Annotated in this window: 26 protein-coding genes; 16 read left to right on the forward strand and 10 right to left on the reverse strand. The window is 73.1% G+C overall.

Features of this window, described 5'->3' with window-relative positions; translation table 11 throughout:
* The first annotated feature begins 69 nt into the window (after positions 1-69).
* From ACT80S_RS04725 to ACT80S_RS04755, 7 genes are read left to right on the forward strand one after another with little or no spacing between them, the layout of a single operon-like run.
* Positions 70-843, forward strand: a complete 774-nt coding sequence (locus ACT80S_RS04725; RefSeq protein WP_377413273.1) for a GntR family transcriptional regulator — start codon at positions 70-72, stop codon at positions 841-843.
* Positions 840-1,928 carry an ABC transporter ATP-binding protein gene (locus ACT80S_RS04730; RefSeq protein WP_377413275.1) on the forward strand — a complete coding sequence of 363 codons (1,089 nt, stop codon included), beginning with the start codon at positions 840-842 and terminating at the stop codon, positions 1,926-1,928. Before ACT80S_RS04725 ends, ACT80S_RS04730 begins: the two co-directional genes overlap by 4 nt.
* A 38-nt stretch (positions 1,929-1,966) precedes the next feature.
* Entirely contained in the window at positions 1,967-3,007 is a 1,041-nt protein-coding gene (locus ACT80S_RS04735) for an ABC transporter substrate-binding protein (protein ID WP_377413277.1), read from the forward strand.
* Between the two features lie 16 nt (positions 3,008-3,023).
* The gene (locus tag ACT80S_RS04740) at positions 3,024-3,875 is read left to right on the forward strand and encodes an ABC transporter permease (RefSeq protein WP_377413280.1); all 852 of its coding nucleotides are present in this window, start codon (positions 3,024-3,026) and stop codon (positions 3,873-3,875) included.
* A gap of 10 nt (positions 3,876-3,885) precedes the next feature.
* Positions 3,886-4,698 carry an ABC transporter permease gene (locus tag ACT80S_RS04745; protein WP_377413284.1) on the forward strand — a complete coding sequence of 271 codons (813 nt, stop codon included), beginning with the start codon at positions 3,886-3,888 and terminating at the stop codon, positions 4,696-4,698.
* 13 nt (positions 4,699-4,711) lie between these two features.
* Positions 4,712-5,902: an MFS transporter gene (locus tag ACT80S_RS04750; protein ID WP_377413286.1), complete on the forward strand. Its 1,191-nt coding sequence runs from the start codon at positions 4,712-4,714 to the stop codon at positions 5,900-5,902.
* Between the two features lie 23 nt (positions 5,903-5,925).
* Positions 5,926-6,279 (forward strand): hydroxyisourate hydrolase, encoded by a 354-nt coding sequence (locus ACT80S_RS04755; protein WP_377413288.1) that lies wholly within the window; start codon positions 5,926-5,928, stop codon positions 6,277-6,279.
* Positions 6,280-6,347: 68 nt separating this feature from the next.
* Here ACT80S_RS04755 and ACT80S_RS04760 read toward each other — a convergent pair whose 3' ends face one another.
* Genes ACT80S_RS04760 through ACT80S_RS04775 form a run of 4 tightly spaced genes read right to left on the reverse strand, consistent with a single transcriptional unit; the run spans position 6,348 to position 10,994 of the window.
* On the reverse strand, positions 6,348-7,112 hold the full coding sequence (locus ACT80S_RS04760) for a DUF2894 domain-containing protein (RefSeq protein ID WP_377413290.1): 765 nt from the start codon (positions 7,110-7,112) through the stop codon (positions 6,348-6,350).
* Positions 7,109-7,762: an OmpA family protein gene (locus ACT80S_RS04765; protein ID WP_377413292.1), complete on the reverse strand. Its 654-nt coding sequence runs from the start codon at positions 7,760-7,762 to the stop codon at positions 7,109-7,111. The genes ACT80S_RS04760 and ACT80S_RS04765 overlap by 4 nt, the downstream gene beginning before the upstream one ends.
* A complete protein-coding gene (locus ACT80S_RS04770) occupies positions 7,759-10,269 on the reverse strand; it encodes a DUF802 domain-containing protein (RefSeq protein ID WP_377413295.1) in 2,511 nt (836 codons plus the stop codon). Before ACT80S_RS04770 ends, ACT80S_RS04765 begins: the two co-directional genes overlap by 4 nt.
* Positions 10,266-10,994, reverse strand: coding sequence for a DUF3348 family protein (locus ACT80S_RS04775; RefSeq protein WP_377413297.1), 729 nt, complete (start codon positions 10,992-10,994; stop codon positions 10,266-10,268). The genes ACT80S_RS04770 and ACT80S_RS04775 overlap by 4 nt, the downstream gene beginning before the upstream one ends.
* A 381-nt stretch (positions 10,995-11,375) precedes the next feature.
* On the opposite strand from ACT80S_RS04775, the gene ACT80S_RS04780 reads away from it, so the two are divergent.
* The gene (locus ACT80S_RS04780; RefSeq protein ID WP_377413299.1) at positions 11,376-12,554 is read left to right on the forward strand and encodes an alpha-hydroxy acid oxidase; all 1,179 of its coding nucleotides are present in this window, start codon (positions 11,376-11,378) and stop codon (positions 12,552-12,554) included.
* Positions 12,555-12,604: 50 nt separating this feature from the next.
* The gene (locus tag ACT80S_RS04785) at positions 12,605-13,588 is read left to right on the forward strand and encodes a Bug family tripartite tricarboxylate transporter substrate binding protein (protein ID WP_377413301.1); all 984 of its coding nucleotides are present in this window, start codon (positions 12,605-12,607) and stop codon (positions 13,586-13,588) included.
* 1 nt (position 13,589) lies between these two features.
* On the opposite strand, the gene ACT80S_RS04790 is transcribed toward ACT80S_RS04785, so the two are convergent.
* A complete protein-coding gene (locus tag ACT80S_RS04790; RefSeq protein ID WP_377413303.1) occupies positions 13,590-14,510 on the reverse strand; it encodes a LysR family transcriptional regulator in 921 nt (306 codons plus the stop codon).
* Positions 14,511-14,594: 84 nt separating this feature from the next.
* Here ACT80S_RS04790 and ACT80S_RS04795 point away from each other — a divergent pair, with 84 nt between their 5' ends.
* Genes ACT80S_RS04795 through ACT80S_RS04810 form a run of 4 tightly spaced genes read left to right on the forward strand, consistent with a single transcriptional unit; the run spans position 14,595 to position 18,091 of the window.
* Positions 14,595-15,011 carry a nuclear transport factor 2 family protein gene (locus tag ACT80S_RS04795; RefSeq protein WP_377413305.1) on the forward strand — a complete coding sequence of 139 codons (417 nt, stop codon included), beginning with the start codon at positions 14,595-14,597 and terminating at the stop codon, positions 15,009-15,011.
* A complete protein-coding gene (locus tag ACT80S_RS04800) occupies positions 15,008-16,189 on the forward strand; it encodes an iron-containing alcohol dehydrogenase family protein (RefSeq protein WP_377413308.1) in 1,182 nt (393 codons plus the stop codon). The genes ACT80S_RS04795 and ACT80S_RS04800 overlap by 4 nt, the downstream gene beginning before the upstream one ends.
* 46 nt (positions 16,190-16,235) lie before the next feature.
* Complete coding sequence (locus ACT80S_RS04805; protein WP_377413310.1) at positions 16,236-17,147, forward strand: TauD/TfdA dioxygenase family protein; 912 nt, start codon at positions 16,236-16,238, stop codon at positions 17,145-17,147.
* Positions 17,148-17,158: 11 nt separating this feature from the next.
* Positions 17,159-18,091 carry a fumarylacetoacetate hydrolase family protein gene (locus ACT80S_RS04810; protein WP_377413312.1) on the forward strand — a complete coding sequence of 311 codons (933 nt, stop codon included), beginning with the start codon at positions 17,159-17,161 and terminating at the stop codon, positions 18,089-18,091.
* An 18-nt stretch (positions 18,092-18,109) separates the two neighbouring features.
* Here ACT80S_RS04810 and ACT80S_RS04815 read toward each other — a convergent pair whose 3' ends face one another.
* Complete coding sequence (locus tag ACT80S_RS04815) at positions 18,110-19,096, reverse strand: NADPH:quinone reductase (RefSeq protein ID WP_377413315.1); 987 nt, start codon at positions 19,094-19,096, stop codon at positions 18,110-18,112.
* Positions 19,097-19,162: 66 nt separating this feature from the next.
* Positions 19,163-20,146, reverse strand: coding sequence for a Bug family tripartite tricarboxylate transporter substrate binding protein (locus tag ACT80S_RS04820; RefSeq protein WP_377413318.1), 984 nt, complete (start codon positions 20,144-20,146; stop codon positions 19,163-19,165).
* 35 nt (positions 20,147-20,181) lie between these two features.
* Here ACT80S_RS04820 and ACT80S_RS04825 point away from each other — a divergent pair, with 35 nt between their 5' ends.
* A complete protein-coding gene (locus ACT80S_RS04825; protein WP_377413321.1) occupies positions 20,182-21,075 on the forward strand; it encodes an alpha/beta fold hydrolase in 894 nt (297 codons plus the stop codon).
* A complete protein-coding gene (locus ACT80S_RS04830) occupies positions 21,072-21,956 on the forward strand; it encodes an alpha/beta hydrolase (protein WP_377413324.1) in 885 nt (294 codons plus the stop codon). The genes ACT80S_RS04825 and ACT80S_RS04830 overlap by 4 nt, the downstream gene beginning before the upstream one ends.
* 24 nt (positions 21,957-21,980) lie before the next feature.
* Here the strand turns inward: ACT80S_RS04830 and ACT80S_RS04835 are convergent, their stop codons facing one another.
* The 3 genes from ACT80S_RS04835 to ACT80S_RS04845 form a co-directional block, all read right to left on the reverse strand.
* Complete coding sequence (locus ACT80S_RS04835) at positions 21,981-23,246, reverse strand: NAD(P)/FAD-dependent oxidoreductase (RefSeq protein ID WP_377413327.1); 1,266 nt, start codon at positions 23,244-23,246, stop codon at positions 21,981-21,983.
* Positions 23,243-24,955: a cation:proton antiporter domain-containing protein gene (locus ACT80S_RS04840; RefSeq protein WP_377413329.1), complete on the reverse strand. Its 1,713-nt coding sequence runs from the start codon at positions 24,953-24,955 to the stop codon at positions 23,243-23,245. Before ACT80S_RS04840 ends, ACT80S_RS04835 begins: the two co-directional genes overlap by 4 nt.
* A gap of 144 nt (positions 24,956-25,099) precedes the next feature.
* Positions 25,100-25,405 carry a hypothetical protein gene (locus ACT80S_RS04845; protein WP_377413331.1) on the reverse strand — a complete coding sequence of 102 codons (306 nt, stop codon included), beginning with the start codon at positions 25,403-25,405 and terminating at the stop codon, positions 25,100-25,102.
* A 261-nt stretch (positions 25,406-25,666) separates the two neighbouring features.
* Between ACT80S_RS04845 and ACT80S_RS04850 the strand changes: the two genes are divergently transcribed.
* On the forward strand, positions 25,667-26,224 hold the full coding sequence (locus ACT80S_RS04850; RefSeq protein ID WP_377413333.1) for a porin family protein: 558 nt from the start codon (positions 25,667-25,669) through the stop codon (positions 26,222-26,224).
* The last annotated feature ends 195 nt before the right edge of the window (positions 26,225-26,419 follow it).

Raw genomic sequence — 26,419 nt, forward strand, 5'->3', positions numbered from 1 at the left:
TATCCTGCCTGCAGCGGCGCCGGAACACGGGGTCCGGTTGCCTGGCATGCGAGTTGCAAGAGAGGAACCATGGGATCCACCCGAACCGAATCCGCTGAACGACCGGCCGCACGCGCCGAGGGGGGCGATGTCGCCGCCCGCACCCAGCGCATGTATGACCAGATCGTCTCTGGCCTGACCGAGCACCGCATCGCGCCCGGCACCCGCCTGCGCGAGGAAAAGCTGGCCGGCCTGTTCGACGTGAGCCGCACCCAGGTGCGCAAGGTGCTCCTGCGCCTGGAGCACGAGGGCCTGGTCGAGCGCCAGCCCCATCGCGGCGTGACCGTGGTCGCGCCCGACATGGACGAGACCCGCGAGATCTTCGAGGCGCGCCGCCTGATCGAGCCCTGGGTCGTCGCCCGCCTGTGCTCCCACTGCACGAAGAAGGGCGCGCTGGGCCTGCGCCGCATCGTGCGCGAGGAGCAGAAGGCCCACGAGGCCGGCGACCGCCGCACCGCGGTGCGCCTGTCCGGGGAGTTCCACCGGGCGCTGGCGCAGGCTGCGGGCAACCGCGCCATCGCCAAGTCCATGGACGAACTGACCCTGCGCACCTGCCTGGCCATCCTGGCCAACCAGGCGCCCACGCCCGCCACCTGTCGCGACGACGAGCATGACCGGATCATCGAGGCCATCGAGCAGGGCGATGCGAAGCTCGCCGCCCGCCTGATGGTCAGCCACCTGGAGCACATCGAGTCCTCGCTCGAGGCGCCGATGGAATCCGCCGCCGGCGACAGCCTCGATGCGCTGTTCGCCGAACTCTCCACCCCCGCCCCGCGCAAGCGTCCCGCCAGGAAGCAGCCATGAACGCGCCCGACAAGCTCCAGACCGCCGCCTACGACCTCACGCTGGATGGCATCGTCCAGCGCTATCGTGGCGCGCCGGTCGCCGCCGTCGACGGCGTCACCCTGGAAATCAAGGCCGGCGAGCTGGTCGCCCTGCTCGGTCCCTCGGGCTGCGGCAAGACCACGCTGCTGCGGATCATCGCCGGCTTCGTCGAGCAGACCGAGGGCCGCGTCGTGGTTGGCGGCCGCGCCATCGACGACCTGCCGCCCAGCGCGCGCGAGGTCGGCGTGGTGTTCCAGAACTACGCGCTGTTCCCGCACATGACCGCGCTGGACAACGTGGCCTACGGCCTGGCCTGCCGCGGCGAGCCGCGCGCCAAGCAGGTGGCCCGCGCCAGGGAGATGCTGGAGATGGTGCAGATGTCGCACCTGGCCGAGCGCCTGCCGCGCGAGATGTCCGGCGGGCAGCAGCAGCGCGTGGCGCTGGCCCGCGCGCTGGCGGTGAGCCCGCGCATCCTGCTGCTGGACGAGCCCTTCGCCGCCCTGGACAAGAGCCTGCGGCTGGACATGCAGATCGAGGTCAAGCGCATCCAGCGCATGGCCGGCATCACCTGCATCATGGTCACGCACGACCAGGAGGAGGCCCTGTCCATGGCCGACCGTGTGGCCGTGATCAACAAGGGCCGCCTGGAGCAGTGCGCCCCGCCCAACACCGTCTACGACGAGCCGGCCTCCCTGTTCGTGAACCAGTTCGTGGGCACGGCCAACAGCCTGGCCGGCCGCGTGGCCGGCCCCGGCGAGGTGGAGGTGGGCGGCACCCGGCTGCCAGCGCGCCTGGTCACGCCGGGCCTGAAGGCCGGCGACGCCGTCACCGTCTGCATCCGGCCCGAGCACCTGGCCCTGGTGGCCGACGGCGCCGGCCTGCCCGGCGAGCTCGAACTGAGCCTGCCCCAGGGCGCCCACATCATCCAGGACGTGCGACTGGCCGGCGGCGACGCGGTCAAGGTCGTGCAATCGCGCAGCGCCGGCGCGCCGGCCCTCGAGCCGGGCGCGCGGGTGCGCGCGCAGCTGTGCCCCGGCGCCCTGGTCAACGCGTTCGCGGCCTGACGACCGCAGACATTCCCCTCGTCCTCAAGGAGCCTCCCATGACCTCACGTCGTCAACTACTCCAGGCCAGCCTGACGCTGGGCGCCATGCACCTGTTCCCGGGCATGAGCCACGCGCAGGCCAAGCGCCTGGTCTTCGCCACCTTCACCGGCAGCTGGGAGGAGGCGCACAAGGCCGTCCTCGTGCCGGCGTTCCGCGCCGCCACCAAGGCCGACATCACGCTGGACCCGATGCTCTCGGTGGACCAGATCGCCAAGGTCAGCGCCGCGCGCAACAACCCGCCGATCGACGTGATGCTGCATGACCCGGGCCCGGCCCTCACCGCCATCGGCCAGGGCCTGACCGAGGACTTCCCGGTGGCCCAGAGCCGCAACTACAAGGACCTGATCCCCGAGGCGCAGGAGGCCACCGGCCCGGCCATCTTCTTCCAGGTGGTGGGCCTGACCTACAACCCCGAGAAGATCAAGACCGCGCCCACTTCCTGGCGCGACCTGTGGAAGCCCGAGTTCAAGGGCCGCGTGGGCATCACCAACCTGAACTCCACCCTCGGCACCGGCTTCCTGGTGGAGATCGCCCGCATGTTCGGCGGCAACGAGGGCAACGTGGAGCCCGGCTTCAAGGCGCTGAACGACCTCAAGCCGAACCTGGCCGCCGTCGCCGCCAACCCGGGCGCCCTGGCGACGCTGTTCCAGCAGGGCCAGATCGACATCTCCCCTGGCAACTTCAACGCCATCCAGATCCTCAAGGCGCGCGGCGTGCCGGTGGAATTCGTCACGCCCAAGGAAGGCGCCATCGCCTTCAAGACCACCATCCACGTGGTCAAGAACGCGCCGAACCGCGACCTGGCCGTGGCCCTGATCGAGGCCGCCATCTCGCCCGAGGTGCAGGCCAAGCTGATGGACAGCCCCTTCCTCATCGTGCCGACCAACTCCAAGGTCAAGATGGCCGGCGAGATCGCCAAGGTGCTGGCCAAGGACCAGGCCGACATGAAGAAGCGCTTCGTCTTCCAGGACTGGAAGAAGATCAACGAGCACCGCGCCCAGTGGATCGAGCGTTTCAACCGCGAAGTCAAGGTCTGACGAAAAGGTGAGCCCCATGCTGCGTCGACTGCCCGTCACCGCCTACTCCCTCTGGCTCGCCTCGCCGCTGGCCGTGGGCATGATGCTGTTCTTCCTGGCGCCCCTGGGCATGCTCGGGGTGGTCAGCTTCTACGGCGACGCGGCGATGACGCAGTGGGGCTCGCTCGCCCAGTGGTCCAAGATGTTCGACGCGTTCGGCCTGCTGGTGCTGGCCGACACGCTGTGGCTCGGGATCCAGGTCACGCTCCTGAGCCTGGTGCTGGGGTACGCGCTGGCCTGGGTGTTCGTGCGCATGCCGGCGCGGCTGCAGCCGGTGGTGATCTTCATCATCATGCTGCCGCTGCTCACGAGCGTGGTGGTGCGCACCTTCGCCTGGATCGTGATCCTGGGCCGCCAGGGCATCGTCAACGGCGTGCTGATGAACCTCGGCTGGATCGAGGAGCCGCTGAAGATGCTCTACACCCGCGGCGGCCTGGTGGTCGCCCTGGCCAACGTGCAGCTGCCCCTGATGGTGCTGCCCCTGATCAACGCGCTGCAGAAGGTGGACGTCAACCTCGCCGACGCCTCCGCCTCGCTGGGCGCCAGCGAGTGGCAGACCTTCCGCAAGGTGACCCTGCCGCTGTCCCTGCCCGGCATCGTGGCCGGCTCGCTGCTCACGTTCGCGGCGGCGATCACCGCCTTCATCTCGCAGTCGCTGATCGGCGGCGGCCAGATGCTGTTCATGCCGATGTACCTGTACCAGCAGGCCTCGGCGCTCTCGAATTACCCGTTCGCCGCCGCCATCGCGCTGACCTTCCTGGCCACCGTGATCGTCTGCGTCAGCGCCTTCAACATGCTGGGCCGCGCCTCCCGCGTGCCGACGAACTGAGGAGGGGACCATGGCCCGCCGAATGACCCTGTCCACCGTCATCTTCCGCGGCTCGCTGGGCCTGCTGGCGCTGGTGACGCTGCTGCTGCTGGTGGCGCCCACCCTGGTGGTGGTCACCGTCTCCTTCACCGACAGCTACTCGCTCAAGTTCCCGCCCCCGGGCTACTCGCTGCGCTGGTATGCCGAGCTGCTGGAGTCCGAGCAGCTGCACTTCGCCGCCTGGAACAGCCTGAAGGTGGGCGTGGCCACCACCGTGCTCTCGGTGGTGCTGGGCGTGGCGGCCTCGCTGTCCATCGCCCGCTCGCCCACGCGCAGGGCGCGGGTGCTCGACTCGCTGTTCATGTCGCCGCTGGTGCTGCCGGCGCTGGCCTTCGGCATCGCCGCCCTCATGGCCTTCAGCGCCGCGGGCCTGCCGGTGTCCACCGCCACCCTGGTGATCGGCCACACCGCCGTCTGCGTGCCCTACGTGATCCGCACCACCACCGCCGCCCTGGCGCAGATGGATCCCTCGCTGCTGGAAAGCTCGGCCAGCCTGGGCGCCTCGCGCTGGTACGGCTTTCGCCGCGTCACGCTGCCCCTGATCCGGCCGGGCGTGCTGGCGGGCGCCTTCATCGCCTTCATGTCCTCGTTCGACAACGTGCCGGTGTCCCTGTTCCTGCGCGACGCCCGCACCGACATGCTCCCGATCCGCATGTGGCAGGACCTGGAGGGCAAGCTCGACGTGACCATCGCCGCGCTCTCGGGCGTGACCATCCTGGTCACCCTGGTGATGATGATCGTGATGGAGCGGGCCACCGGCCTCTCGCGCCGCCTGCGGGGCTGAGCGGGGTCCGCCCGTGAGCCACGCCGGCCGCTCCAGCCTGCCCGTGGCCGCCTGGCTCGGCGCGGTGCTGGCCGCCTGCTCGCTGTCCCTCATGGGCGTGGCGGCGCTGGCGCCGCGCATCGCCGCCGACACCGGCCTGTCTCGCGAGGCGGTGGGCCTGTTCTCCGGCCTGGTCTGGAGCTCGGCCCTGCTCGCCTCGCTGGCCACCGGCGCGCTGGTGCAGCGGGTCGGCCCCTGGGCGGTGGCCCGGTTCGCGCTGGCCGGCTGCGCGCTGGGCCTGGTCGCGATCGCGGCGGGCGAGCCGGCGCTGTTCTGGGGGGCGGCGGTGTGCATCGGCATCGGCCATGGCTTCGAGGCGCCGCCGGCCTCGCAGCTCCTGGGGCACCATGTGCCGACCGAGCGCCGCCCCTTCTACTTCTCCCTCAAGCAGACCGGCGTGCAGGTCGGCGCGGTGACGGCCTCGCTGCTGCTGCCGGCGCTGGCGCTGTGGGGCGGCTGGCGGGCGGCGGTGCTGGGCGTGGCCGGCCTGCTGGCGCTGCTGGCCCTCGCCCTGGCCGGGCCCTCGCGCCGGCATGCGATGCCGGTGGCCGCGCCGCCTGCGGGCGCGGGCGCGGCGCATCCGCTGCTGTCGTGGGTCTCGGTGCTGCGCGGGCGTGCCGACCTGCAGCGCCTGGCCCTGGCCGCCGCCGCCTTCGGCGCCACGCAGGTGTGCATGAACACCTTCCTCGTGACCTGGATGGTGGCGGTGCGCGACGTGCCCCTCACCACCGCCGGCGCGCTCGCCGCCACCGCGCAGGGCGCGGGCCTGGTGGGCCGGCCGCTCTGGGGCTGGGTGGCGAGCCGCTCGGGCGGCGCGATCCGGGTGCTGCGGGGCCTGGGCGCGCTCATGGCCGTGTGCGCGCTGGCGCTGGGGCTCACCGGGGCCAGCCTGCCGGGGCCGGCCCTGGCGCTGCTCGCGGCGGCCTTCGGCCTGAGCGCCAGCGGCTGGAACGGCGTCTTCCTGTCCGAGGTCGCCACGCGCAGCGGCGGCGAGGGCATCGCCGCGGCGACGGCGGCGGCCATGGTGCCGATGTACCTGGGGCTGGTGGCTGGCCCGGTGGCCTTCGCGGCGATCAGCCGCGGGCTGGACCTGTCGGCCGGGTTCGTGGTGCTGTCGGCGGCGGCGGCCGTGGGCGCGCTGCTGGTGCCGGCGGCGCGCCGGTGAATTCAACTTCGAGGAGCGAAGCGATGGCGGGTGGCATTTCCCTTCACGCGGTCGATGTGGCCGCAGGCGTTCCGGCGGCCGGCATGCGGGTGCGCCTGCTGCGGCTGGAGGCGGGGTCCTCCCGCTGCATCGCCGAGGGCGCATTGGGCGCGGGCGGGGCGCTGGACCATCCCGTCACCACCGGGGCCGGCGTCGAGGCCGGCACCTACGAGGCGCACTTCCACCTCGGCGACTGGTGGCGCGAGCGCGAGGCCACCCAGGAGCGCTTCTTCCAGGAGGTGGCGGTGTTCCGCTTCGAGGTGCTGGACGTGGCGCAGCACTACCACCTGCCGGTGAAGTTCACGCGCTGGGGGCTGGCGCTGTTCCGCGGGGCGTGAGGGGATGGGGTCAGGTCTTGCATCAACGCGACCATACCGACATTACAGGCGCCTCTCGGCGCCGCAGGTCAACTGCCGCGTTGATGCAAGACCTGACCCCTTGCCCTTGCCCGCTTCGCCTTCGCCGCCTTCGCGGGGTACTGCTGTCGGGCCCGCTCCAGCCACTGCAGCGACTCCACCTGCGCGAGGAAACGGCGCAGGTAATCGGGCGAGAGGGCCCGCATCACGGCGAGCGACTGCAGCACCAGCGCGTGCGAGTTCAGCGGGCCGGCATTGGCCGGCTTGCGGGCCACGGCCTGTTCCACGCGCTCGAGGCTGCGCTGGCTGGTCCAGGTGCGCCGGAAACGACGCACGCTGGCCAGCTCGTCGCGGCGCGCCGGCTCGCCCGTCGCCTGCGCCTCGCGCAGGGAGGGCGAGGCCTCGCGCAGCCAGGCATTGAGCTGCGCCAGCGGCTCGCAGCCCGCGGGCTGCGCCGCACGGGCCGCGAGGCGGCGCACGCCGTGCACGTCCCCGGTGGCCTGCAGGCGGCGCAGCTCGCGGGCCAGCGCCGGCTGCTTCGCCGCCACGCGCGCGGCCTCCTCGCCGGATTGCCGGCGGGCCTGCGCGAAGCGCTGCGCGTAGTCGTCCACCCCCGCCAGCAGGCGCGCCAGCAGCGCGGCCTGCACCGCCTCGGGTTGCGCCGGCAGGCGGCGGGCCAGCGCCTCCAGGTAGCCGAAGCGTGACGGGTCGAGCCGCCAGGCGCCGTCGCGGCGCAGGTCGGCCAGGCGCGCCTGGGCGGCGGCGGCGTCCTGCAGTGCGGCAGCTTCGGTGCCGGCGGCGTCGGGAGCGGTCATGGCCTGGCGGCCGCCCCGGCGGCGCGCGGCACGGGCGCGATCTCCACGCGCCGGTTCTTCGCGCGGCCGCCCTCGCTGTCGTTCGGGGCCACCGGCTGCTCCGCGCCGAAGGCGGCGGCAAAGACCTGCGAGGCCGGCAGGCCCTCGGCGATCAGCGCGCGGGTCACGGTGAGGGCCCGCTGCGCGGACAGCTCGAGGTTGTCGTCGAAGCGGCGGTTGCCGCCCTGGATCGGCTTGTCGTCGGTGAAGCCGCTGACCATCAGCACCTCGCCGCGCTCGCCCAGGTACACCTGCAGCGGCTGCACCAGGCTTTTCAGCAGCTGCCGGCCCTCGGGCCGCAGCTGGTCGGAGTTGAGGGCGAACAGCACGCTGCCGCTGATGCCGATGCGGCCGTTGGCCAGCGTCACCCGGCCCGAGGCCAGCGGGATCGCCAGCGCCTTCTCCAGCGCCATGCGGCGCTGCTCCTCGACGCGGCGCTTCTCCACTTCGGACTTGAGGCTGGCCACCAGGTCCATCTGCACCACCAGCACGCCGGCCAGCACCAGGACGAAGGCGCCGAGCAGGCCCGCCATCAGGTCGCCGAAGACGGCCCAGACCGGGGCGACCTGTCCCCCGTCGTCGTCGCCGTCCGCGAACTCCGGGCCTGTCATGCCCGCGCCCCTTCCGCCAGCGCCGGCTGCAGCTGCCGCAGGTTCTCCACCAGGCCCTGCTGCGAGGCGATGCTCAGGTCGATGACCTCGCGCGCCTGCGCCACGTAGTAGGCGAGCTGCTCGTCGCTGCGCGCGCTGGACTGGGTGATGGAGGCCTCCAGCCGCTCGAGGCTGTCGACCAGGCGGTCGTTGGTGGCCTGGAAGGCCTGCACGCCCTGGCCGAAGGCCTCGGCCAGGCTGGCGAGTTCGACCGCGCTGGCGCCCACCTGGGTGGACACGCCGGCGGTGTGCTCGGCCTGCGCCTGCAGCGCCTGCGCGAAGCGCTCGCCCGCCTCACCCAGCACCGAGGCGGCCGAAGCCACCAGGGTCTCGATGGCGGCGCGCTGCTCGCCGGTCGCGGCCTGCACCGACTGCAGCAGCTGCGCCAGCTGCGAGAGCAGGGCGGTGCGCTCGTCCAGCGCCGCGTTGTCCCGCTCGGACATCCTCGCCATTTCCTCGCGCAGCTGGGTGATCACGCCGGCCGCGGCCTGCGGCACCTCGGCGGCGGAGGCCAGCAGGCGCGACAGCGGCGCCTCGAGCGCCGCGCCCAGTGTGGCCAGGTGCTGGCCGACGGCCGACTCGAGCTGGCCCAGGCGCTCGACGGCGGCCTGGCCGCGCGCGGCTTCCTCGCCGCGCAGGGCGGACAGCTCGCTGCGCCAGAGGCCGGCGAGTTCGTCCATGCGCCGGCCCTGGTCCTCGGTCCAGCGGGCTTCGGATTCGACCCGCGAGCGGACCAGTTCCTCGCTGCGCGCCACGAGCTGCGCGGCGTCTTCCAGCGTGCGGCCGGCCTGCGCGCCGACGCGGGCGGTGATGTCGTCGGCAGCCTGTTGCAGCGACTGGCCGATGGCCTGCTGCTGCGCGAGGGCCAGTTCGCCGGCCTGCTGCCACCGGGCCTGCAGGTCGGCGGCCAGGGCCTGCAGCGCGCCGGTCCAGGCCTGCAGGCGCTGTTCGTCGGCGCCGGCCTGGGCGCTGGCGCGGGCCGCGGCCTGGTCGGCCACCTGCTGCAGCGACTGGCCGATGGCCTGCTGCTGCGCGAGGGCCTGCTCGCCGGCCTGACGCCACTGCGCGTGGACGTCGGCGGCCAGGGCCTGCAGCGCGCCGGTCCAGGCCTGCAGGCGCTGTTCGTCGGCGCCGGCCTGCGCGCTGGCGCGGGCCGCCATCTGGTCGGCCAGCTGCTGCAGCGACTGGCCGATGGCCTGCTGCTGCGCGCGGGCGAGTTCGCCGGCGCGTTGCCACTGCGCCTGCAAGTCGGCGGCCAGGGCCTGCAGCGCGCCCGTCCAGGCCTGCAGGCGCTGCTGCTCGCTGTCGGCATGCAGCGCCTGCGAGCGGGCCATGCTGTCGTTCACCGCGGCGACCAGCGCCGTGCCGCGCTGCTCGAAGCCTGCGCTGAAGCCGGCCAGGGCCTGTTGCAGGTCGGCGGCCAGCGCCTGGCTGGTGCGGGCATGCGCCTGCAGCGCGGACTGCCAGCCGGTGGCCACCTCGCGCGCCGAGCCCTCCAGCCGCTGTGCCAGGGCATCGGCCTGCGCCTTCGCGGCGTCGCCCAGGCGGGCATGCAGGCCCTGCGTGTCCTGCGCGATGCGGGCCATCGCGGCCTCCACCACCGGGGTGATGCTCTCGCCCGCGGCGCGCGCGCCGGCGGCCAGGCTGTCCCGCAGCGACGCGCCCACCGACTGCGCCAGCTCGCCGTAGGCGCGGGAGGCGCCCTCCTGGAAGCGGGCCTGCCGATCGAGCAGCTGTTCGTCGAGCTGCTGGCTGCGCTGCTCGATGCGGTCCATCAGCGCCTCGAGCCGGCGGGCCACCTCGGGCAGGGCGCCGGCCTGGGCCTGCAGCGCGCGCAGGGCCTCCTCGCGCTGCGAGGTGGCGGAGAAGGCGCGCAGCGCGCCGGCGGTGCGGCCGTCGAGGGCGCGGCCCGCCTCCATGCGCTCGCGCCGGCAGATCGCCGACATCAGGCCCAGCATGGCCGAGGCGGCCACGCCGGCCACCGAGGTGCCGAATGACAGGCCCAGGCCCCGGATCGGCTCGGCCAGCGCCGAACGCATGGCCTGCAGGTCGCCCGAGCCTTCGAGCGCGAAGACGGTGCCCTTGAAGGTGACCACCATGCCCAGGAAGGTGCCCAGCATCCCCAGCATGACCAGCAGGCCGACCAGGTAGGGGGTGAGGGCCGGCGCGGGCAGCGCGACGCGCTCGCCCTCGACGCGCAGGCGCACCGCGTGGCGCAGCGAGGCCGGCACGCGATCGAGCCAGTCCGACAGCCGCTCCAGCGGTTGGGGGATGTCGTCGAGCGCGCCGGCCAGGGCGGCGGTGGCGGCGCGGTACTGCCGCAGCTCCCAGGCGCCCGCCAGGTAGGCGCCGCCGATCACGAGGGTGATGGCCAGGGCCAGCCCGTTGTTGCCGGCGAAGCCCAGGCCCACCCAGGCCACGGCCGCCAGGCCGGCCGCGAAGGCGGCGATGAAGGATCGCTTGTTCATGCTTGTTGCTTCGATGCGTTGTCCAGGGCCTCGACCAGGCCCTTCACGGGTTCCAGGCGCAGGTCCACCTCGGCGAGCAGGGCTTCGCGCCACTGCGGCTCGAAGGCGGCCAGCCAGCCGCCGGGCGCGCGCCAGCGGGCCGGGTCGTCCGGCGCGCCCGCGGCGTCGAGGGCCTGGCGGTGCGCCTGGCGGAGTTGTTCGAACCGCCGCTGCAGCAGGCCGGCCGTGGTGGGCATCAGCGCCTGCTCGCGCGCGGCGAGGGTCTGCTCCAGGGCGGCGTCCAGCGCGGCGAGCTGGCGCAGCGCGGTGGAGGCCCGGGAGATGGCCTGGCGGACGTGGTCACGCAGGCCGGAAATCAGTTGCTCCATCTGGCGCTGCAAGGCCAGGTGGCGGTGGTGGTAGGGCTGGAAGCTGCCGTCCTCGGCCTCGGCCAGGTCCAGCGGGCTGGGCGACTGCGCGATGGCATGGGCCAGCGCGCCGCGCACGCGCTGCACGTCCGCCGCCAGGTCGGCGGCGGTGGGCGCGCGCCCGCTGCGGGGGCGCGCCGGCGCGGGCGCGTCGATCGCGCGGATCGCCTGGTGCGCGGCTTGCAGGCCGATGGCGTCGAAGGCGTTGAGCCACAGGCTCAGGCGCTCGGCGAAGTCCATCGCCGACGCGTCCGCCTCCACGGGCGTCCAGTCGCCGAGCAGGCGAACGAGCGTCGAACTGCCGAAATCGCTGCGCAAGAAAACTTCCTTCGCACCGCGCGGGTGCTGGCCAGGGTGGAGGGGCGGGACGGGGAGCGGTTCGCACCCGCGGGGGGCCGCGGAACGGGCCGCGGACGGTGCGCCGGGCGGGCCGCAGGCCGAAAGGCGGCGCCGCGGCCTGCGGCACGACCCGCTATTTTAAGAAGGCCCGGCCGCCCGCCCCGAAGTTACCCACGGCGCCTGTGGGCGAGGCTGTGGATAGAAGTGGGGGCAACTCGCGCAAGCCGCGCCCCGCCTGGGTTTGCGGGCGATGCCTAAAAAACGGGCAGGCTCCGGGCGGCCCGACGTTCACGATCGGGAAACATCGGATTTCGCCGGCGAACCCTGGCGCCCGGAGGGCGACTTCCATAATCGCCGGCCATGCCCAGCCGCCCTTGCCTGCCTGTTCCCCGCACCGTCGACGGCTGCTTCAGCGTCGAGGACCTGCGCAGGCTGGCCCGCCGGCGCCTGCCGCGCGCCATCTTCGATTTCTATGACGGCGCCGCCGAGGACGAGCGCACCCTCGCCGCCAACCGCGAGGCCTACGCGCACCACCGCTTCGCCCCGCACGTGCTGGTGGACGTGAGCGCCCCGCGCCTGGGCACCACCCTGTTCGGCCGGCCGATGGGCCTGCCCCTGGCCATCGCCCCCACCGGCGCGGCCGCCTTCGGCTGGCGCGACGCCGACCTGCACCTGGCGCGCGCCGCTGCGAAGCATGGCGTGCCCTTCACCCTCTCGAGCAGCGGCACCGCCTCGATCGAGGCGGTGGCCCGCGAGGCGCCGGGGCGCCTGTGGTTCCAGGCCTATGTGCTGAAGAACCAGGACTTCTTCTGGAACATGATCGCGCGCGCCCAGGCCGCCGACTACGAGGCGCTGGTGATCACCGTGGACCTCGCGGTGGGCGGCAAGCGCGAGCGCGATTTCCACAACCGCTTCTCGGTGCCGTTCCGCCTGACGGCCCGCAGTGCGCTCGACTTCGCGCTGCACCCGCGCTGGACGCTGGACCTGCTGCGCCGCGGCATCCCCGCCTTCGAGAACCTGCGCGGGCTGGAGCTGGCCGCCAAGAGCGCCACCGCCATCGCCTCCTCGGTGGGCCGCAATTACGACCCGGCCTTCGACTGGGACCGGCTGGCCCGGGTGCGTGAGCGCTGGTCGCGCCGCCTCATCGTCAAGGGCGTCTGCCGCGGCGACGACGCGCGCCGGCTGGTGGCGCTGGGCGCGGACGCGATCGTGGTCTCCAACCACGGCGGCCGCCAGCTCGATGGCGCGGTGGCCACGCTCGACGCGCTGCCCGAGGTGCTGGAGGCGGTGGGCGGGCGCGTGCCGGTGCTGCTCGATGGCGGCATCCGCCGCGGCGGCGACATCGCCAAGGCCCTGGCCCTGGGCGCGGCCGGCGTGCTCACGGGCCGCGCCACGCTGTATGGCGCGGTGGCCGGCGGCGGGCCCGGCGCGCTGCGCGCGCTCGACATCCTGCGCGACGAATTCCAGCGCACCCTGCAACTGTGCGGGGTGCCCGGTGCCGAGGGGTTGCGGACCGACCTGCTGCGACCGGTCAGGTAGCGGCAGACGACAGATCGACAACAGACAGACAACATTCCAGGAGACAAGACATGAACCGCATCCATCGCGCCGTGAAGGCGCTCGTCGTCGCGGGCGCCGCACTCGCCGGCCCCCTGGCCATGGCGCAGGACGCCTTCCCGAGCAGGCCGGTCAAGCTGGTCGTGGGCTACGCCGCCGGCGGCCCCACCGACGTGATCGCCCGCGTCGTCGGCCAGGACATGAGCGCCACGCTGGGCCAGCCGGTGGTGGTGGAGAACCGCGCCGGCGCCAACGGCAACATCGCCACCGAGGGCGTGGCGCGCGCGCCGGCCGACGGCTACACCGTGATCGTGAACACGCTCTCGCACAACGTGAACGCGCTCCTCAGCCCGGACAAGGTCAAGTACGACCCGGTGAAGAACTTCGCCCCGGTGAGCCTGGCCGTGGTGCTGCCGCAGCTTTTGGTGGTGGGCTACAACTCGCCTTACCAGACGCTGGGCGACCTGGTGAAGGCCGCGAAGGCCGCCCCGGACTCGGTGAGCTACGGCTCCGCGGGGACCGGCGGGTCCGCCCACCTGGCCGCCGAGCTGCTGGCGCAGCGCGCCAGCGCGAAGATGACCCACGTGCCGTACCGCGGCAACGCGCCCGCGATGACCGAGGTGATGGCGGGCCGCGTGAGCTTCATGTTCTATCCCATGATCGGCGTCAACGCCTTCGTGGCCGACAAGAAGGTCCGCATCCTGGCCGTGACCACCGCGGCGCGCCACCCGGACTACCCCACGGTGCCCACCATGGCCGAAGCCGGCTACCCCGGCTTCGAGGCCTATGTCGGCCCGGTGGGCTTCATGGCCCCCGCCGGCACGCCGCCCGCCGCGGTGCAGAAGCTGGCCGGCGCGATCCGCACCGCCCTGGCCAAGCCGGCGATCCGCGACCAGCTGGTGAACCTGGGCGGCGTGGTCGTGGGCTCCACCCCCGACGAGTACCGCGACTGGCTGCGCGGCGACGCCGAGCGCTGGGCCCAGTTGATCAAGGCCGCCGGCATCAAGGGCGAGTGATTCAGGGCTGGGTCGCCCCCGCGGGCGCCCAGGCCGGCGGCCGGGCCGCCCAGTCCTTGAGGAACTCCAGCAGCGCCCGCACCCGGGTGGGCATGTTGCGGCGGGTCGAGAAGACCACGCTGATGTCCAGCTGCTGCGGGCGGTACCCGGGCAGCACCACCGCCAGCGCGCCGCTGCGAAGCTCCTCGGAGACCATGTAGTACGGGTGCAGCGCGATGCCCGCACCCAGGAGCGCGCCCTTCTTCAGGACCTCGCCGATGTTGGAGCGCAGCGTGCCGCGCACCCGCACGTCGCGCGGCGTGTCGCCCTCGAAGTGCCAGATGTTCCCTGACGACTTGATGGTGTGGACCAGGCAGTTGTGCCGGCGCAGGTCCTCCACCGAGCGCGGCGTGCCGGCGCGCGCCAGGTAGGCCGGCGAGGCCACCAGCACCTGCGGCGCCTTCATCAGCGGGATGGCGATGAAGCTGGCATCGTCCAGCTGCGGCGCGATGCGGATCGAGAGGTCCAGCGCGTCGCCCGCGGCCGGCGTGCGGCCGTCGTCCAGGACCACCGTGACCTCGATGTCCGGGAAGCGCTCGGTGAACTGCGCCACCACCGGCGAGAGGTGGTGGATGCCGAAGGCCGGCGGCGTGCCCACGCGGATGCTGCCGCGGGGAAGGTTCACCGAATCGCGAACGTCGGACTCCAGGCGTTCGTAGCGCTCCAGCATCTCCTGGGCGCCCTCCAGCACCCGCGCGCCCGCCTCGGTCAGGGTCACCTGCTTGCTGTTGCGATTGAGCAGCTGGGAGCCCATGTTCTCCTCGAGCCAGGCGATGTGCTTGGTCACCGTGCCCTTGGACAGCGAGAGCTGCCAGGCCGCGCGCACGAAGCTGCGGCAGCGCGCAACCTCCGAGAAGATCTGCAGGCAGCGCAGGCGGTCCATGGGGGTCTCCGGTTTCTTGTTTGGAAACCTCGGATTATCGATCGGCGTGTCCCGCCCGCGCCGCGCGTTCCTACACTGCCCGCCATGACCACGACCCTGGTGACTGCCTCCTGCGCGGGCGAACTCACCCAAGCCCTCCACGCCTTCATCAGCCACCTCGACGAGCGCCGCTACGACGAGCTCCTCGCCGCCTTCGCCCCGCAGGGCCGCTGGCTGCGCCAGGGCCGCTGGCTCGAGGGCCGCGACGCCATCCTGCAGGCGCTGCAGGCCCGCCCCGCAGGCATGCGCGTGCGCCACGTCATGAGCAATGCCTGGGCCTGGCACGGCGAGGGCGGGGTGGTGCACCAGGAGGCCTACATGACGGCCTTCCGCCAGCTCGAGGGCGAAGCCGTGGCCTCGCTGTTCCGGATCAACCGCGTCACCAGCGTGTGGCGCCGTCGCGGCGAGGGCTGGGAACTGCTCGAGCAGCAGCTCCTTCCCGACCTGGAGTTCGGCGCATGAGTGACGCCGCTTCGACCCCGCGCGTGGCCCCCTTCGTCCAGCGACTGCCGCTGATGCGCGTGATCCTGCGCGAGGGCGCCGTCGACGCGCTGGGCGCCGAGCTGGCCCTGCTGCGTGCCAGCCGGCCCCTGCTGGTGTGCAGCGGCAGCGCCCGCCGCAGTGCCACCTTCGCCCGTGTGCAGCGCCAGCTCGAGGGCCTGGCGGTGCTGGCCGGCGACGACGTGCCGCCGCACTCCGCCACCGACCTCGTCACCGGCCTGGCCGGGCGCGCCGCGCAGCATGGCGTGGACTGCATCGTCGCCTTCGGCGGCGGCAGCGCCTCCGACACCGCCAAGGCGGTGGCGATCCTGCTGGGGGAGGGCGGCCGCCTGGAGGACCACGCGGCCCGCTTCACGCCGCCAGCCACGCTGCACGTGCCCTCGCTGACGAAGCCCAAGGTCCCCATCGTCACCATTCCCTGCACCGCCTCGGGCGCCGAGGTCTCGGCCGGCCTGGGCGTGCGCACGCCCGAGGGCCACAAGCTGCTGTTCACCGATTTCCAGGTGGCCAGCCGCGTGGTGCTGCTGGACCCGGTGGCCAACCTCGAGGTGCCGGCCGGCGTGATGCTCTCCACCGGTATGAACGGCCTGGCGCATTGCCTGGAGGGCCTGTACTCGCTGGAGCGCGCGCCGCTGGGCGAGACCATGGCGCTCGACGCGATGGCCCGCTTCGCCCGCGCCCTGCCCGCGGTGCGCCGCGACCCGCAGGACGTGGCCGCCCGCGCCGACCTGCTCTACGCCGCCCACCTCTCGGGGCTGGTGATGATCAATGCCCGCACCGCGCTGCATCACGCCATCTGCCATGTGATCGGCTCGGTCACCGGCGTGCCGCACGGCGAGGCCAATGCGGTGATGCTGCCCTACGCGCTGGAATTCAACCGGCCCGTGGTCGCCCCGGCGCTGGAGCGCGCCGCGCTGGCCCTGGGCGCCGCGAGCGCCGACGCCGTCGCCTGCATCGAGGCCGTGCGCGGCCTGGGCCGCTCGCTGGGCGTGCCGCAGCGGCTGCGCGACATCGGCGTGCCGCGCGAGGCCCTGGCCCGCATCGCCGAGAAGGCCATGGGCGAGCGCGGGCTGTACTTCAACCCGCGCCGTGTGGCCGGCCCGCACGAGATCCTGGCGCTACTCGAGCAGGCGTACTGAGAGGCGCGTCGAGCGCCGCCCCCTTCCCCTTCCACGGAGAGACACCATGACCTTCCAGATCATCCCGAACGACGCCACGCTGGGCGCCCGCGTCGAGGGCCTCGACCTGTCGCAGCCGCTGTCCGACGCCGACCTGGCCACCCTGATCGAGGCCCTGGGCCGCCACGGCGTGCTCAAGTACCCCAAGCAACAGCTCACCGCGCGCCAGCTGCGCGACTTCTCGGCCCGCTTCGGCGAGCTGGAGGTCAACGTGGCCAATGCCTACCAGGAGCCGGGCCTGCCGGAGGTGATGATCCTCTCGAACATGGTGGAGAACGGCAAGCCGCTGGGCCTGTCCGACGCCGGCCAGGACTGGCACACCGACATGTCCTACAGCCGCATGATCGCCTTCACCAACGTGCTGTATGGCACCGTCATCCCGCACCGTGACGGCAAGTCCCTGGGCAACACCGAGTTCTGCAACATGCATGCCGCCTACGAGGCCCTGCCCCAGGCCTGGAAGGACCGCCTCGAGGGCTGCACCGCCACCCACGACTTCAACAAGTTCTGGGAGATGATGCGCCGCGAGCGGGGCAGCTCTCGCCCGCCGCTCACCGAGGCCCAGCGCGCGGCCAAGCCGCCGGTCTCGCACCCCGTGTTCCTGACCCACCCCATCACCGGCAAGAAGGTGCTCTACGCCAACCCGGGCTATGCCATGCACATCGACGGCTGGTCCCAGGAGGAGAGCGACGAGGCCCTGGCCTTCCTGTTCGCGCACCAGCTGCGTCCCGAATTCCGCTACGCCAACAACTGGGAGGTGGGCGACGTGCTGATGTGGGACAACATGGGCACCATCCACAACGCCGTGGCCGACTACCTGCCGCACGAGCACCGCTACATCAAGCGCTGCCAGGTCGCCGCCACCCGCTTCTTCCACGCCGACGGCAGCCCGCGCGAGCGCGCGGCGGCCCTGGCCTGAGCCTTTCCTCCATGAAGCTGCTTCAATTCGAGATCCCCGGCCACGACACGGGCCGCCGCGCCGGCGTGCTGCACGAGGGCCGCATCGTCGACATCACCGACCTGCTCGCCGGGCTGGCCCTGCCCACCGAGGCCGCGCAAGCCCTGCGCGTCCGCGGCATCGAGCCCGCGGCCGGCGGCCTGGTGCGCTGGCTGCAGGCTGGCCCGGCCGCCCGCGCCGCGCTGGCGCCGCAGATCGCGCAGCGCCTGGCCTCGCCGCAGGCCGTGCGCCACGACCCGGCCGCCGTGACCTTGCGCGCGCCGGTGGCGCGCCCCGGCAAGGTGGTGGCCATCGGCCGCAACTACGCGGACCATGCCAAGGAGACCGGCGTCCAGCCGTTCGAGAAGCCGCGCATCATCTCCAAGCTGCCCTCCTCGGTGACCGACCCGGGCACCGTGGTGCGCAAGCCGCCGCCCGTGACCAAGTTCGACTTCGAGGGCGAGCTGGGCGTGGTGATCGGCAGCTTCGCCCACGCGGTGGACGAGGCCCGCGCCCTGGACCACGTGGCCGGCTACACGCTGCTCAATGACCTGAGCGCGCGCGAGTTCCAGTTCGACATCAGCCCGGCGCAGACCACCTTCGCCAAGAGCATGGACGGCTTCTGCCCGCTGGGCCCGGTGCTGGTTTCGGCCGACGCCATCCCCGACCCGCAGGCGCTGGACCTGAGCACCCGCGTCAACGGGGTGGAGGTGCAGCACGCCACCACTGCGGACATGCTGTTCCCGGTGCGCACGCTGATCGCCTACATCAGCCAGTACATGACGCTGGAGCCGGGCGACGTGATCGCCACCGGCACGCCGGCGGGCATCGGCGCCTTCCGCACGCCGCCGGTGTGGCTGGCGGCGGGCGACCGCATCGAGGTCACGATTCCCCAGATCGGCACGCTGGAGACCCGCATCGGCTGACGCGGGTCGGGTGGAGGTTCAGTCCACCCGCAGCAGCACCTTGCCGGTGACGCGCCCGCTCTCCACCTGCTCGTGGGCGGCGGCGATCTCCGCCAGCGGCAGGCGCGCCGCCACCTGGTGCTGCAGGCGGCCGCGTGCCAGCATTTGCGCCAGCACGCCCTCGGCGCGCTCGCGGTCGGCCGGCGCGAGGTTGTAGACCACGAAGAACTTCAGCTGGATGTTCTTCTGGATCAGGGGGAAGAAGGGCAGCGGCATCGGCGTGGCGCCGCTGCCATAGACCACGCATTCGCCGCCGGTGCGCAGCATCTCTAGGTTGGCGGCGGCGTTGGCCGCCATGTCCACCTCGATGATGCGGTCCACGCCGCGCCCGCCCGTGAGTTCGGCCACGCGCCGGGCCAGGGGCTCGGTCTTGTAGTCCACCACGTCGTCCGCGCCGGCCTCGCGGGCCAGGGCGGCCTTGGCCTCGCTGCTGGTGGTGGCGATCACGCGCGCCGCGCCGAGCTGGCTCGCCATCTGCACCGCGTAATGGCCCACCGCGCCCGCGCCGCCCGAGACCAGCACCGTCTTGCCGGCGACGCCGCCATCCATCAGCACCGCGTGCAGCGCGGTCAGCGCCGGCACGCCCAGGCAGGCGCCGACCTCGTCGTCCACCGCGTCGGGCAGGAGGACGGCCTGCGCCTGCGGCACGCACACGCGCTCGCAGGCCGTGCCGTGCGCGCGCTTGAAGGCGGTGTTCCACAGCCACACGCGCTGGCCGATGCGCGCGGCCGGCACGCCGTCGCCCACGGCATCGACCACGCCCATGCCGTCGCTGTGCGGGATCACGCGCGGGAAGGGCATGACGGGGTTGCGCAGGCCCACGCGGGACTTCACGTCGGAGGGGTTCACGCCCGACCATCGAATGCGCACGCGCACCTCGCCCGGGGCGGGCACGGGATCGGGCAGGTCGGCGATTTGCAGCACCTCGCGCGCGGGGCCGAGGCGGTCGTAGAAGGCGGCTTTCATGCGGGCCAGTCTATCGGCCGACGCCGCGGGCCGCAGTCACGGACGGGTCTTCCCGTCCGCGCCGCCTCACTCGGCCTTCGCGCCGGAGTAGCGGATCGGCCCCGCGCGCGAGGCCAGCTCCTGGCGGATGTGGCGCGCCAGCTCCTGCGGCGTGCCGGCCACCAGGTCGTAGCCCTTGGCATCGACCTCGCGCTCCTTGAAGCCGGGCTCGCGCAGCACCGCCGTCACGTCGCGGTGGATGCGGTCCACCGCGGCGGCCGGCATGGCCTTGGGCGCGAACAGGCCCACCCACACGTTGGCATCCACCTCGGGGAAGCCGAGCTCGCCGACGGTGGGCACGTCCGGCAGCGCGGGGTGGCGCACCTTGCCGCCATAGGCCAGCGCCTTGATGCGGCGGGTCTGCAGGTGCGGGCGGGCGGAGGGGATGCCGGCCCACGTGAGCTGCACCTCGCCCGAGACCACCGCCGTCACCGCCTGCGGGATGCCGCGGTACGGGATATGGACGATGTAGAGGCGCGCCTTCTGCTTCAGCGTCTCGGTGGCGAGCTGCGGCTGGCTGCCCGGGCCGTAGGAGGCATAGGCCAGCTGGCCGGGCGACTTGCGGGCCAGGGCCACCAGCTCGGGCAGGGTGGAGGCCGGCAGCGAGGCGGGCGCGACCAGCAGCTGGCTGAAAGACACCATCCGCGTCACCGGCGCGAAGTCGCGCTCCAGGTCGTAGGGCAGCTTCGCGTACAGGTGCGGGTTGATGGTGAAGGTGGCGTCGGTCGTGAACAGCAGGCTGTGGCCGTCGCCGGCGCGGGCCGCGGCTTCTGTGCCGACCACCGTGTTGGCGCCGGGGCGGTTGTCCACCGTCACCGGCTGCTGCCAGGTCTCCTGCAGGCGCTGGGCGAGGGCGCGCGCCAGCACGTCGACGCCGCCGCCGGCGGGGTACGGTACGATCAACCGCACCGGGCGCGTGGGCCAGTCCGCCGCGTGCGCGGCGGCCGGAAGGCCCAGGCCCGCGACGAGCAACGACAGCAGCAGGCCCTGGATCCGACCCCGATGTTTCACTCCATGCTCCTCGTGTATTGAGTCGCGGGGATTCTATGCACGCCGAACCGACCGCTTTCCGCGTCCCTCCCGCGTGGCCCGCGCTGCCCGAGCTGCAGCTGGCCCGCATTCCCACCTCCGCCGCATCGCGCTACCTCGGGGATCGCTGGTCCTTCCTCGAGGCCGGCCCCGCCGATGCGCCCTGCCTGCTGATGCTGCATGGCATCGGCGCTTGCGCCGACTACTACCGTTTCCAGCTCGCGGGGCTGTCCGGGCGCTGGCGCGTGGTCGCCTGGAACGCGCCCGGCTACGGCCTCAGCGACGCGCTGCGCACCGAGTCGCCCGGCTGGACGGACTACGCCCAGGCGGTGGCCGATTTCCTCGACGCGCTCGCCATCCCTCGCTGCGTGGTGGTGGGCAACTCCTTCGGGTCCGCCGTGGCCCAGGCCTTCGCGATCGCCCACCCGGCGCGCGCCGCCGGCCTCGTGCTCACGGGGACCGGCATCGGCCAGCGCGCGCTGGAGCCCGCCCGGCGCGAGGCCTATGAGGACCGCATCCGGCGCATCCGCCTGGGCGGCTACCAGTACGGCGACCGCGGCTCGGACCACCTGGTGGGCGAGGGCGCTTCGCCCGCGCTGCGCGCCTGGCTGACCCGGATCTCGCGCAGCCTGCGCGCCGAGGGCGTCGAGCGCGCCGCGGCCTTCCGCACCAGCGATTTCTTCAGCCCCGACCACGCGGACCGCCTGCGCCTGCCGGTGCTGATGGTGCAGGGCGACCGGGACCGCGTGAACCCGCGCGAGCAGAACGCCGACCTCCTGCGCGAGGCGCTGCCGCACGCGCGCCTCGAGGCCTGGCCCGGCATCGGCCACCTGCCCGACGTGGAGGACCCGGCCCGCTTCAACCAGGCCTTGTCGGACTTCGCGCAAGGCCTGGAGGGCTTCGGCCCATGACGGTCGACGCCAGCGCCACCGGGGTCTGGCAGGGCCTGGACCAGGCGGCCCTGGACCGCGCCTACGACCAGGCCGCCTGGGCGCCGAACATGCACGCGGTGCTGGCCCGCTATGCGCAGCGCAGCCAGGCCGCCCGGGAGCGCCTGGGCGAGCCCCGGCGCATCGCCTATGGCGCCGGGGTGAACGAGGCGCTGGATTTCTTTTCCTGCGGCGGCCAGGGCGCACCCCTGGTGGCCTTCATCCACGGCGGCGCGTGGCGCAGCGGCAAGGCCCGCGACTACGCCTTCGTGGCCGAGCCCCTCGTGCGCCGTGGCGCGCACGTGGCGATCCCGGACTTCGACTGGGTGCAGGACCGCGACGGCGATCTCGCTGTGCTGGCCGACCAGGTGGTGCGTGCCCTCGCCGCGCTGCTCGGACAGGCGCATGTCCTCGGCATCGACCCGGCCCGCGTCCACCTCGTGGGCCACTCCTCCGGCGCACACCTGGCCGCGCTGGCGGCCACGCGCGCGGGCGAGCCGGGCCTGCCGGCCGGGGCGGTGCGCAGCCTCGTGTGCTGCAGCGGCCTGTACGAGCTGGAGCCGGTGCGGCGCTCGGCGCGCAGCCGCTACCTGCGCCTGGACGATGCCGCGGTGGAGGCGCTGAGCCCGCTGCGCCGCACGCACCGGCTGCAGGCTGCGGTGCGGGGGGTGTGCGGCGCGCTGGAGAGCCCGCAGTTCCTCTGGCAGGCGCAGGCCTGGGCGCAGGCCGTGCAGGCCGCCGGGCTGCCCGTGACGCACGAGGTGGCCGCGGGGCTGAACCACTTCGAGGTGCTGGAGGCGCTGGTGGATGCGGCGCATCCGCTCGGCGCGCGGCTGCCCGGGTGGCTGGGGCTGCCGGCCTGACGCCTGCGCGTCACCGGCCGCGGGTCACCCGAACCGCGCCGGCGCGTACGGCGCCGGGTCGACCACCGTCGCCTCGCCCTCGATCAGCTCCGACAGCAGCCGCCCGCTCACCGGACCCAGCGTGAAGCCCTGGTGCGCGTGGCCGAAGTTGAACCACAGGCCGCGGTGCCGCGGCGCGGCGCCGATCACCGGCAGCATGTCGCCGGTGCAGGGCCGGGCGCCGAGCCAGGGCCGGGCCTCCACCGGCTCGGGCAGCTCGAACAGCTGGCGCGCCAGCACCTGCGCGCGATCGAGCTGCACCGGCGTGGGCGGCGCGTCGATCAGGGCGAACTCGGCGCCGGTGGTCAGGCGCACGCCCTGGACCATGGGCGCCAGCACGTAGCCGGCGTCGGCATCGAGCAGGGGCAGGCGCGGCGCGACGCCGCCGCGGTAATGGCGGTGGTAGCCGCGCTTGACGAACAGGGGGTAGCGGTAGCCCAGGGACCGCAGCAGCGCGTCGGACCAGGGACCCAGCGCGATCACCGCATGCTCGGCCTCCACCTCGCCCGCCTCGGTGCGCACGCGCCAGCCCGCGCCGGCCGGCCGCAGCGTCGCGGCATCCCCTGCCAGGAAGCGGCCGCCCTCGCGGGTGAAGAGGCCGGCGTAGCGCCCGCCCACCAGCTCGCCGGGGTCGCTCACCGTCCAGGGATCCAGCCAGTGCAGTCCGCCCGGCAGGCGCAGGCGCAGGCCGGGCTCGGCGTGCGCCAGGGCGTCGGCGTCCAGCACCGCAAGGCGCAGCCCGTGCAGGTCGGCCAGCGCCTGCGCGTGGGCCACGGCGTCGCGCATCGTGGCAGCCTCGCGGAAGACGAAGCGGAAGCCCTCCCGGCGCACCAGGTCGTCGGCGCCGGCGCGGGCCACCAGCGCCTGGTGCTCGGTGAGCGCATGCGCGATGAGGCAGGCGTAGGCCCGGGAGATCGCGGCATGGCGCTGCGGCCGCGAGTTGACCCAGTAGCGGGCGAGGGCGCGGGCCTGCGGCAGCAGCGCGCCCAGGTGGTAGCTCACCGCGGCGCCGCGCTTGAACGCCGCGCGAGCGACCTGGGCCCACGCCTGCGGGAAGGGGTAGGGCTCCACCGCCTCGCGCTGGATGATGCCGGCGTTGCCGTAGGAGGTTTCGCGCCCCGGCTCGCGGCGGTCCACCAGCGTGACCGCATGCCCGCGCAGCGCCAGGTGCAGCGCGGTGCAGGTGCCCACCATGCCCGCGCCGAGCACGATCACGCTGCGGGAACGGGCGGGTGCGTCGCCTGCGATCATGGCGCGGCTCCCGGCGCCGCGGCCGCCCGCGTGCCTGCCAGCACCTGGGCCGCCATGGCGCGGGCCAGTGCGGTCTCGCCCACCAGCACGGTGGCGCCGGTGTCGCGGGCCAGCTGCTGCGCCTCCTCCTCGTTGTGGCTGCGGAGGATCACCGCGACCCCGGGGTTCAGCGCCCGCGCGGTGTCCACCATGCGGCGCATGTCGGCGGCCCGCTGCGTGGCGACCACCAGCAGGCGGGCCCGCGCGATGTGGGCCTGCACCAGCGTCTCGGGCTGGGCTGCGTCGCCGAACACGGCGGCCTGCCCGTCGCGGCGCAGGGCCTCGACCTGCTCGCGGTTGTCGTCCACCACAACGAAGGGCAGACCCTGCTCGCGCAGCACCTGCGCAATGACGCGGCCCACGCGCCCATGGCCCACCAGGACCACCTGGCCGGCGAGGAAGCGCTCGTCGGTGGACATCGGCAGTTCCGCCAGCGGGTCGGCGCGGCGCTCCAGGTCCCGCGCCAGCTGCGAGCGTTCACCGAGCCAGCGCTGCGCCGGCCCGATGGCGGAGAACAGCAGCGGGTTCAGCGCCATCGAGATCAGCGCGCCCGCCAGCACCAGGCTGTGGCCCGCCTCGGGCAGCAGGCCCAGGCCCATCCCCAGGCCGGCGAGGATGAACGAGAACTCGCCGATCTGCGCCAGGCTGGCGCTCACCACCAGGGCGGTATTGAGCGGGTACTTCATCAGCAGCACCAGGGCCGCCGCGGCGAGCGACTTGCCCACCACGATGATGGCCACCACCAGCAGCACCCGCAGCGGCTCGTCGACCAGCACCATCGGGTTGAACAGCATGCCCACCGAGACGAAGAACAGCACCGCGAACGCGTCGCGCAGCGGCAGGCTCTCCTCGGCGGCGCGGTGGCTGAACTGCGACTCGCGCAGCACCATGCCGGCGAAGAACGCGCCCAGCGCGAAGGACACGCCGAACAGGTGGGCCGAGGCGAAGGCGATGCTCACCGCCGCGGCGACCACGCACAGCGTGAACAGCTCGCGCGAGCCGGTGCGCGCCACCTGCCACAGCAGCCAGGGGAAGACGCGCCGGCCCACGCCGAGCATGAGGGCGATGAAGCCCGCCACGGCCAGCACGGTGGTGCCCAGCGAGGCCCACAGCGACCGCCCTGGCTCGGCGGCGGCGTGGCCGCCGAGCACGCCGGCCAGGGGCGGCAGCAGCACGAGCACCAGCACCATGGCGAGGTCCTCCACCACCAGCCAGCCGACGGCGATGCGGCCGTTGCCGGTCTCGAGCGCGCCGCGCGCCTCCAGCGCCTTGAGCAGGACCACGGTGCTGGCCACCGACAGCGCCAGCCCGAACACCACCGACTCGCCCGGCGACCAGCCCCAGGCCAGGCCGGCGGCCAGGCCCATCGCGGTGGCGGCGCCGATCTGCAGCAGCGCGCCGGGCACGGCGATGCGCCGCACCGCCATCAGGTCGGCCAGCGAGAAGTGCAGGCCCACGCCGAACATCAGCAGCATCACGCCGATCTCGGCGAGCTCGGAGGCGACCTGCATGTCGGCCACGAAGCCGGGCGTGGCCGGGCCGATCACGATGCCGGCCAGCAGGTAGCCCACCAGCGCCGGCAGCTTCAGCCGGACGGCGACGAAACCGAGGGCGAGCGCCAGCGCGAACGCGGCGGCCAGGGTGGTGATGAGGGGAATGGCGTGGGGCATCGACGCCCTAGCGTAACCGCAACGGGCATCGGCGTGAGGTCATGCCCGGCGGCGCGCGAGGGCTTGGGCGCGGGCATGAAAAAGGCCCGCCACGCGAGGATGGCGGGCCTTGGAGGCCGGCGGACTGCGGCGCCGGCGCGGGGCTCAGGACTTGGGCGCGGAAGCGGCCTGCTTGGCCTCGCCCTTGGACGTCTTCTTGTCCTTGCCCTTGGCCTCCTTGGTCTCCTTGGCCTTGCCCTTGGCATCGCCGTCCTTCTTGGCGTCGGCCTTCATGTCGGCCTTGGCGGAAGCGGCGGCGGCGGGAGTGGCAGGCGTTGCCGGCGTGGCCGGTGCCGCCGCCGTGGCGGGAGCCGCCGGGGTGGCGGGCTTGGCAGGGGTGGCCGGCGTGGCCTGTGCGAATGCGCCCGCAGCGAAGAGGCCGGCGATCAGGGCGGAGAGGAGCTTGTTCATGGTCGAGCCTTTCAGGATAGTCGAGGTTTCTGGATCTCGTGATCGCTGCGCAGCGGCACGCTCCTATAACTGCCCATCCATGAACTCGGTTGACACGCAGCCCCCCTGGAAATTTGTGTCAAGGTGCGTCGCCGGGCGGGCCCCGCCGGCCCGGCCAGTGTTGTGGCATCGCGGCAACGTCACGCTGCTGCCAATTGATTGTCAATGTAAGATTGATATTCGGATTGACCATTAATTGAAGACCACAGACTGGAGAAACGCATGAAGAAGAAACTCTCGGTGATCCTGGTTGCCCTGGCCGGGTTCGGCTCGGCCCACGCGCAGCAGGCCTCGTCTCCCTGGTACGGCGAGCTCGGCTACACCGCCACCACGATCAAGGCCGAAGGCTACAAGCTCAAGCCCGGGATGCTCCGCGGCATCATCGGCTACGACGCCCACCCGAACGTGGCCATCGAGGGCATGGTCGGCGTCGGCGTGAAGGACGATTCCATCAACATCCCCATGTTCGGCACCACGGTGAACCTGAACGGCGAGATCAAGCACGCCTACGGCCTCTTCGTGAAGCCGAAGGTCGCGGTCTCCCCGGCCCTGGAATTGTTCGCCCGCCTCGGCTACACGGAAACCAAGGTCAAGGCCACGGCGAGTGCGCTGGGCGTCAGCCAGTCCGAGTCCGACAGCGATGGTGACGTGTCGTACGGCGTCGGCGCGGCGTACAAGTTCTCCAAGGCCGGCTTCGCCACCCTCGATTACATGAACTACTACAAGAAGGACGGGGTCAAGGCCTCCGGCATCACGCTGGGCGTCGGCATGCGCTTCTAAGCTGCCGGTACGCTGGATCTACCGCCAAGGGGGCGCGGCCATCCGGGATGGTCGCGCCCCCTTGTCACGTCCAGGCCCGTGGACTCGGGGCACCGCCTGCCGCGGGGCCGGCAAGGCAGGCGACCGGAGCGATCGTTCACGCAGACGGCATGGACCCCGGGCCAGGGAAGCCCTGCGGGTAAGTCCCGAACCCTT

The sequence above is a fragment of the Ramlibacter sp. MAHUQ-53 genome, from assembly GCF_052600055.1.

Excerpts from the sequence above, each read along its gene's own strand:
- ACT80S_RS04725 (WP_377413273.1), top strand. The coding sequence starts at position 70 with ATGGGATCCACCCGAACCGAATCCGCTGAACGACCGGCCGCACGCGCC.
- ACT80S_RS04730 (WP_377413275.1), top strand. The coding sequence starts at position 840 with ATGAACGCGCCCGACAAGCTCCAGACCGCCGCCTACGACCTCACGCTG.
- ACT80S_RS04735 (WP_377413277.1), top strand. The coding sequence starts at position 1,967 with ATGACCTCACGTCGTCAACTACTCCAGGCCAGCCTGACGCTGGGCGCC.
- ACT80S_RS04740 (WP_377413280.1), top strand. The coding sequence starts at position 3,024 with ATGCTGCGTCGACTGCCCGTCACCGCCTACTCCCTCTGGCTCGCCTCG.
- ACT80S_RS04745 (WP_377413284.1), top strand. The coding sequence starts at position 3,886 with ATGGCCCGCCGAATGACCCTGTCCACCGTCATCTTCCGCGGCTCGCTG.
- ACT80S_RS04755 (WP_377413288.1), top strand. The coding sequence starts at position 5,926 with ATGGCGGGTGGCATTTCCCTTCACGCGGTCGATGTGGCCGCAGGCGTT.
- ACT80S_RS04760 (WP_377413290.1), bottom strand. The coding sequence starts at position 7,112 with ATGACCGCTCCCGACGCCGCCGGCACCGAAGCTGCCGCACTGCAGGAC.
- ACT80S_RS04765 (WP_377413292.1), bottom strand. The coding sequence starts at position 7,762 with ATGACAGGCCCGGAGTTCGCGGACGGCGACGACGACGGGGGACAGGTC.
- ACT80S_RS04770 (WP_377413295.1), bottom strand. The coding sequence starts at position 10,269 with ATGAACAAGCGATCCTTCATCGCCGCCTTCGCGGCCGGCCTGGCGGCC.
- ACT80S_RS04780 (WP_377413299.1), top strand. The coding sequence starts at position 11,376 with ATGCCCAGCCGCCCTTGCCTGCCTGTTCCCCGCACCGTCGACGGCTGC.
- ACT80S_RS04785 (WP_377413301.1), top strand. The coding sequence starts at position 12,605 with ATGAACCGCATCCATCGCGCCGTGAAGGCGCTCGTCGTCGCGGGCGCC.
- ACT80S_RS04790 (WP_377413303.1), bottom strand. The coding sequence starts at position 14,510 with ATGGACCGCCTGCGCTGCCTGCAGATCTTCTCGGAGGTTGCGCGCTGC.
- ACT80S_RS04795 (WP_377413305.1), top strand. The coding sequence starts at position 14,595 with ATGACCACGACCCTGGTGACTGCCTCCTGCGCGGGCGAACTCACCCAA.
- ACT80S_RS04800 (WP_377413308.1), top strand. The coding sequence starts at position 15,008 with ATGAGTGACGCCGCTTCGACCCCGCGCGTGGCCCCCTTCGTCCAGCGA.
- ACT80S_RS04805 (WP_377413310.1), top strand. The coding sequence starts at position 16,236 with ATGACCTTCCAGATCATCCCGAACGACGCCACGCTGGGCGCCCGCGTC.
- ACT80S_RS04810 (WP_377413312.1), top strand. The coding sequence starts at position 17,159 with ATGAAGCTGCTTCAATTCGAGATCCCCGGCCACGACACGGGCCGCCGC.
- ACT80S_RS04815 (WP_377413315.1), bottom strand. The coding sequence starts at position 19,096 with ATGAAAGCCGCCTTCTACGACCGCCTCGGCCCCGCGCGCGAGGTGCTG.
- ACT80S_RS04825 (WP_377413321.1), top strand. The coding sequence starts at position 20,182 with ATGCACGCCGAACCGACCGCTTTCCGCGTCCCTCCCGCGTGGCCCGCG.
- ACT80S_RS04830 (WP_377413324.1), top strand. The coding sequence starts at position 21,072 with ATGACGGTCGACGCCAGCGCCACCGGGGTCTGGCAGGGCCTGGACCAG.
- ACT80S_RS04835 (WP_377413327.1), bottom strand. The coding sequence starts at position 23,246 with ATGATCGCAGGCGACGCACCCGCCCGTTCCCGCAGCGTGATCGTGCTC.
- ACT80S_RS04840 (WP_377413329.1), bottom strand. The coding sequence starts at position 24,955 with ATGCCCCACGCCATTCCCCTCATCACCACCCTGGCCGCCGCGTTCGCG.
- ACT80S_RS04845 (WP_377413331.1), bottom strand. The coding sequence starts at position 25,405 with ATGAACAAGCTCCTCTCCGCCCTGATCGCCGGCCTCTTCGCTGCGGGC.
- ACT80S_RS04850 (WP_377413333.1), top strand. The coding sequence starts at position 25,667 with ATGAAGAAGAAACTCTCGGTGATCCTGGTTGCCCTGGCCGGGTTCGGC.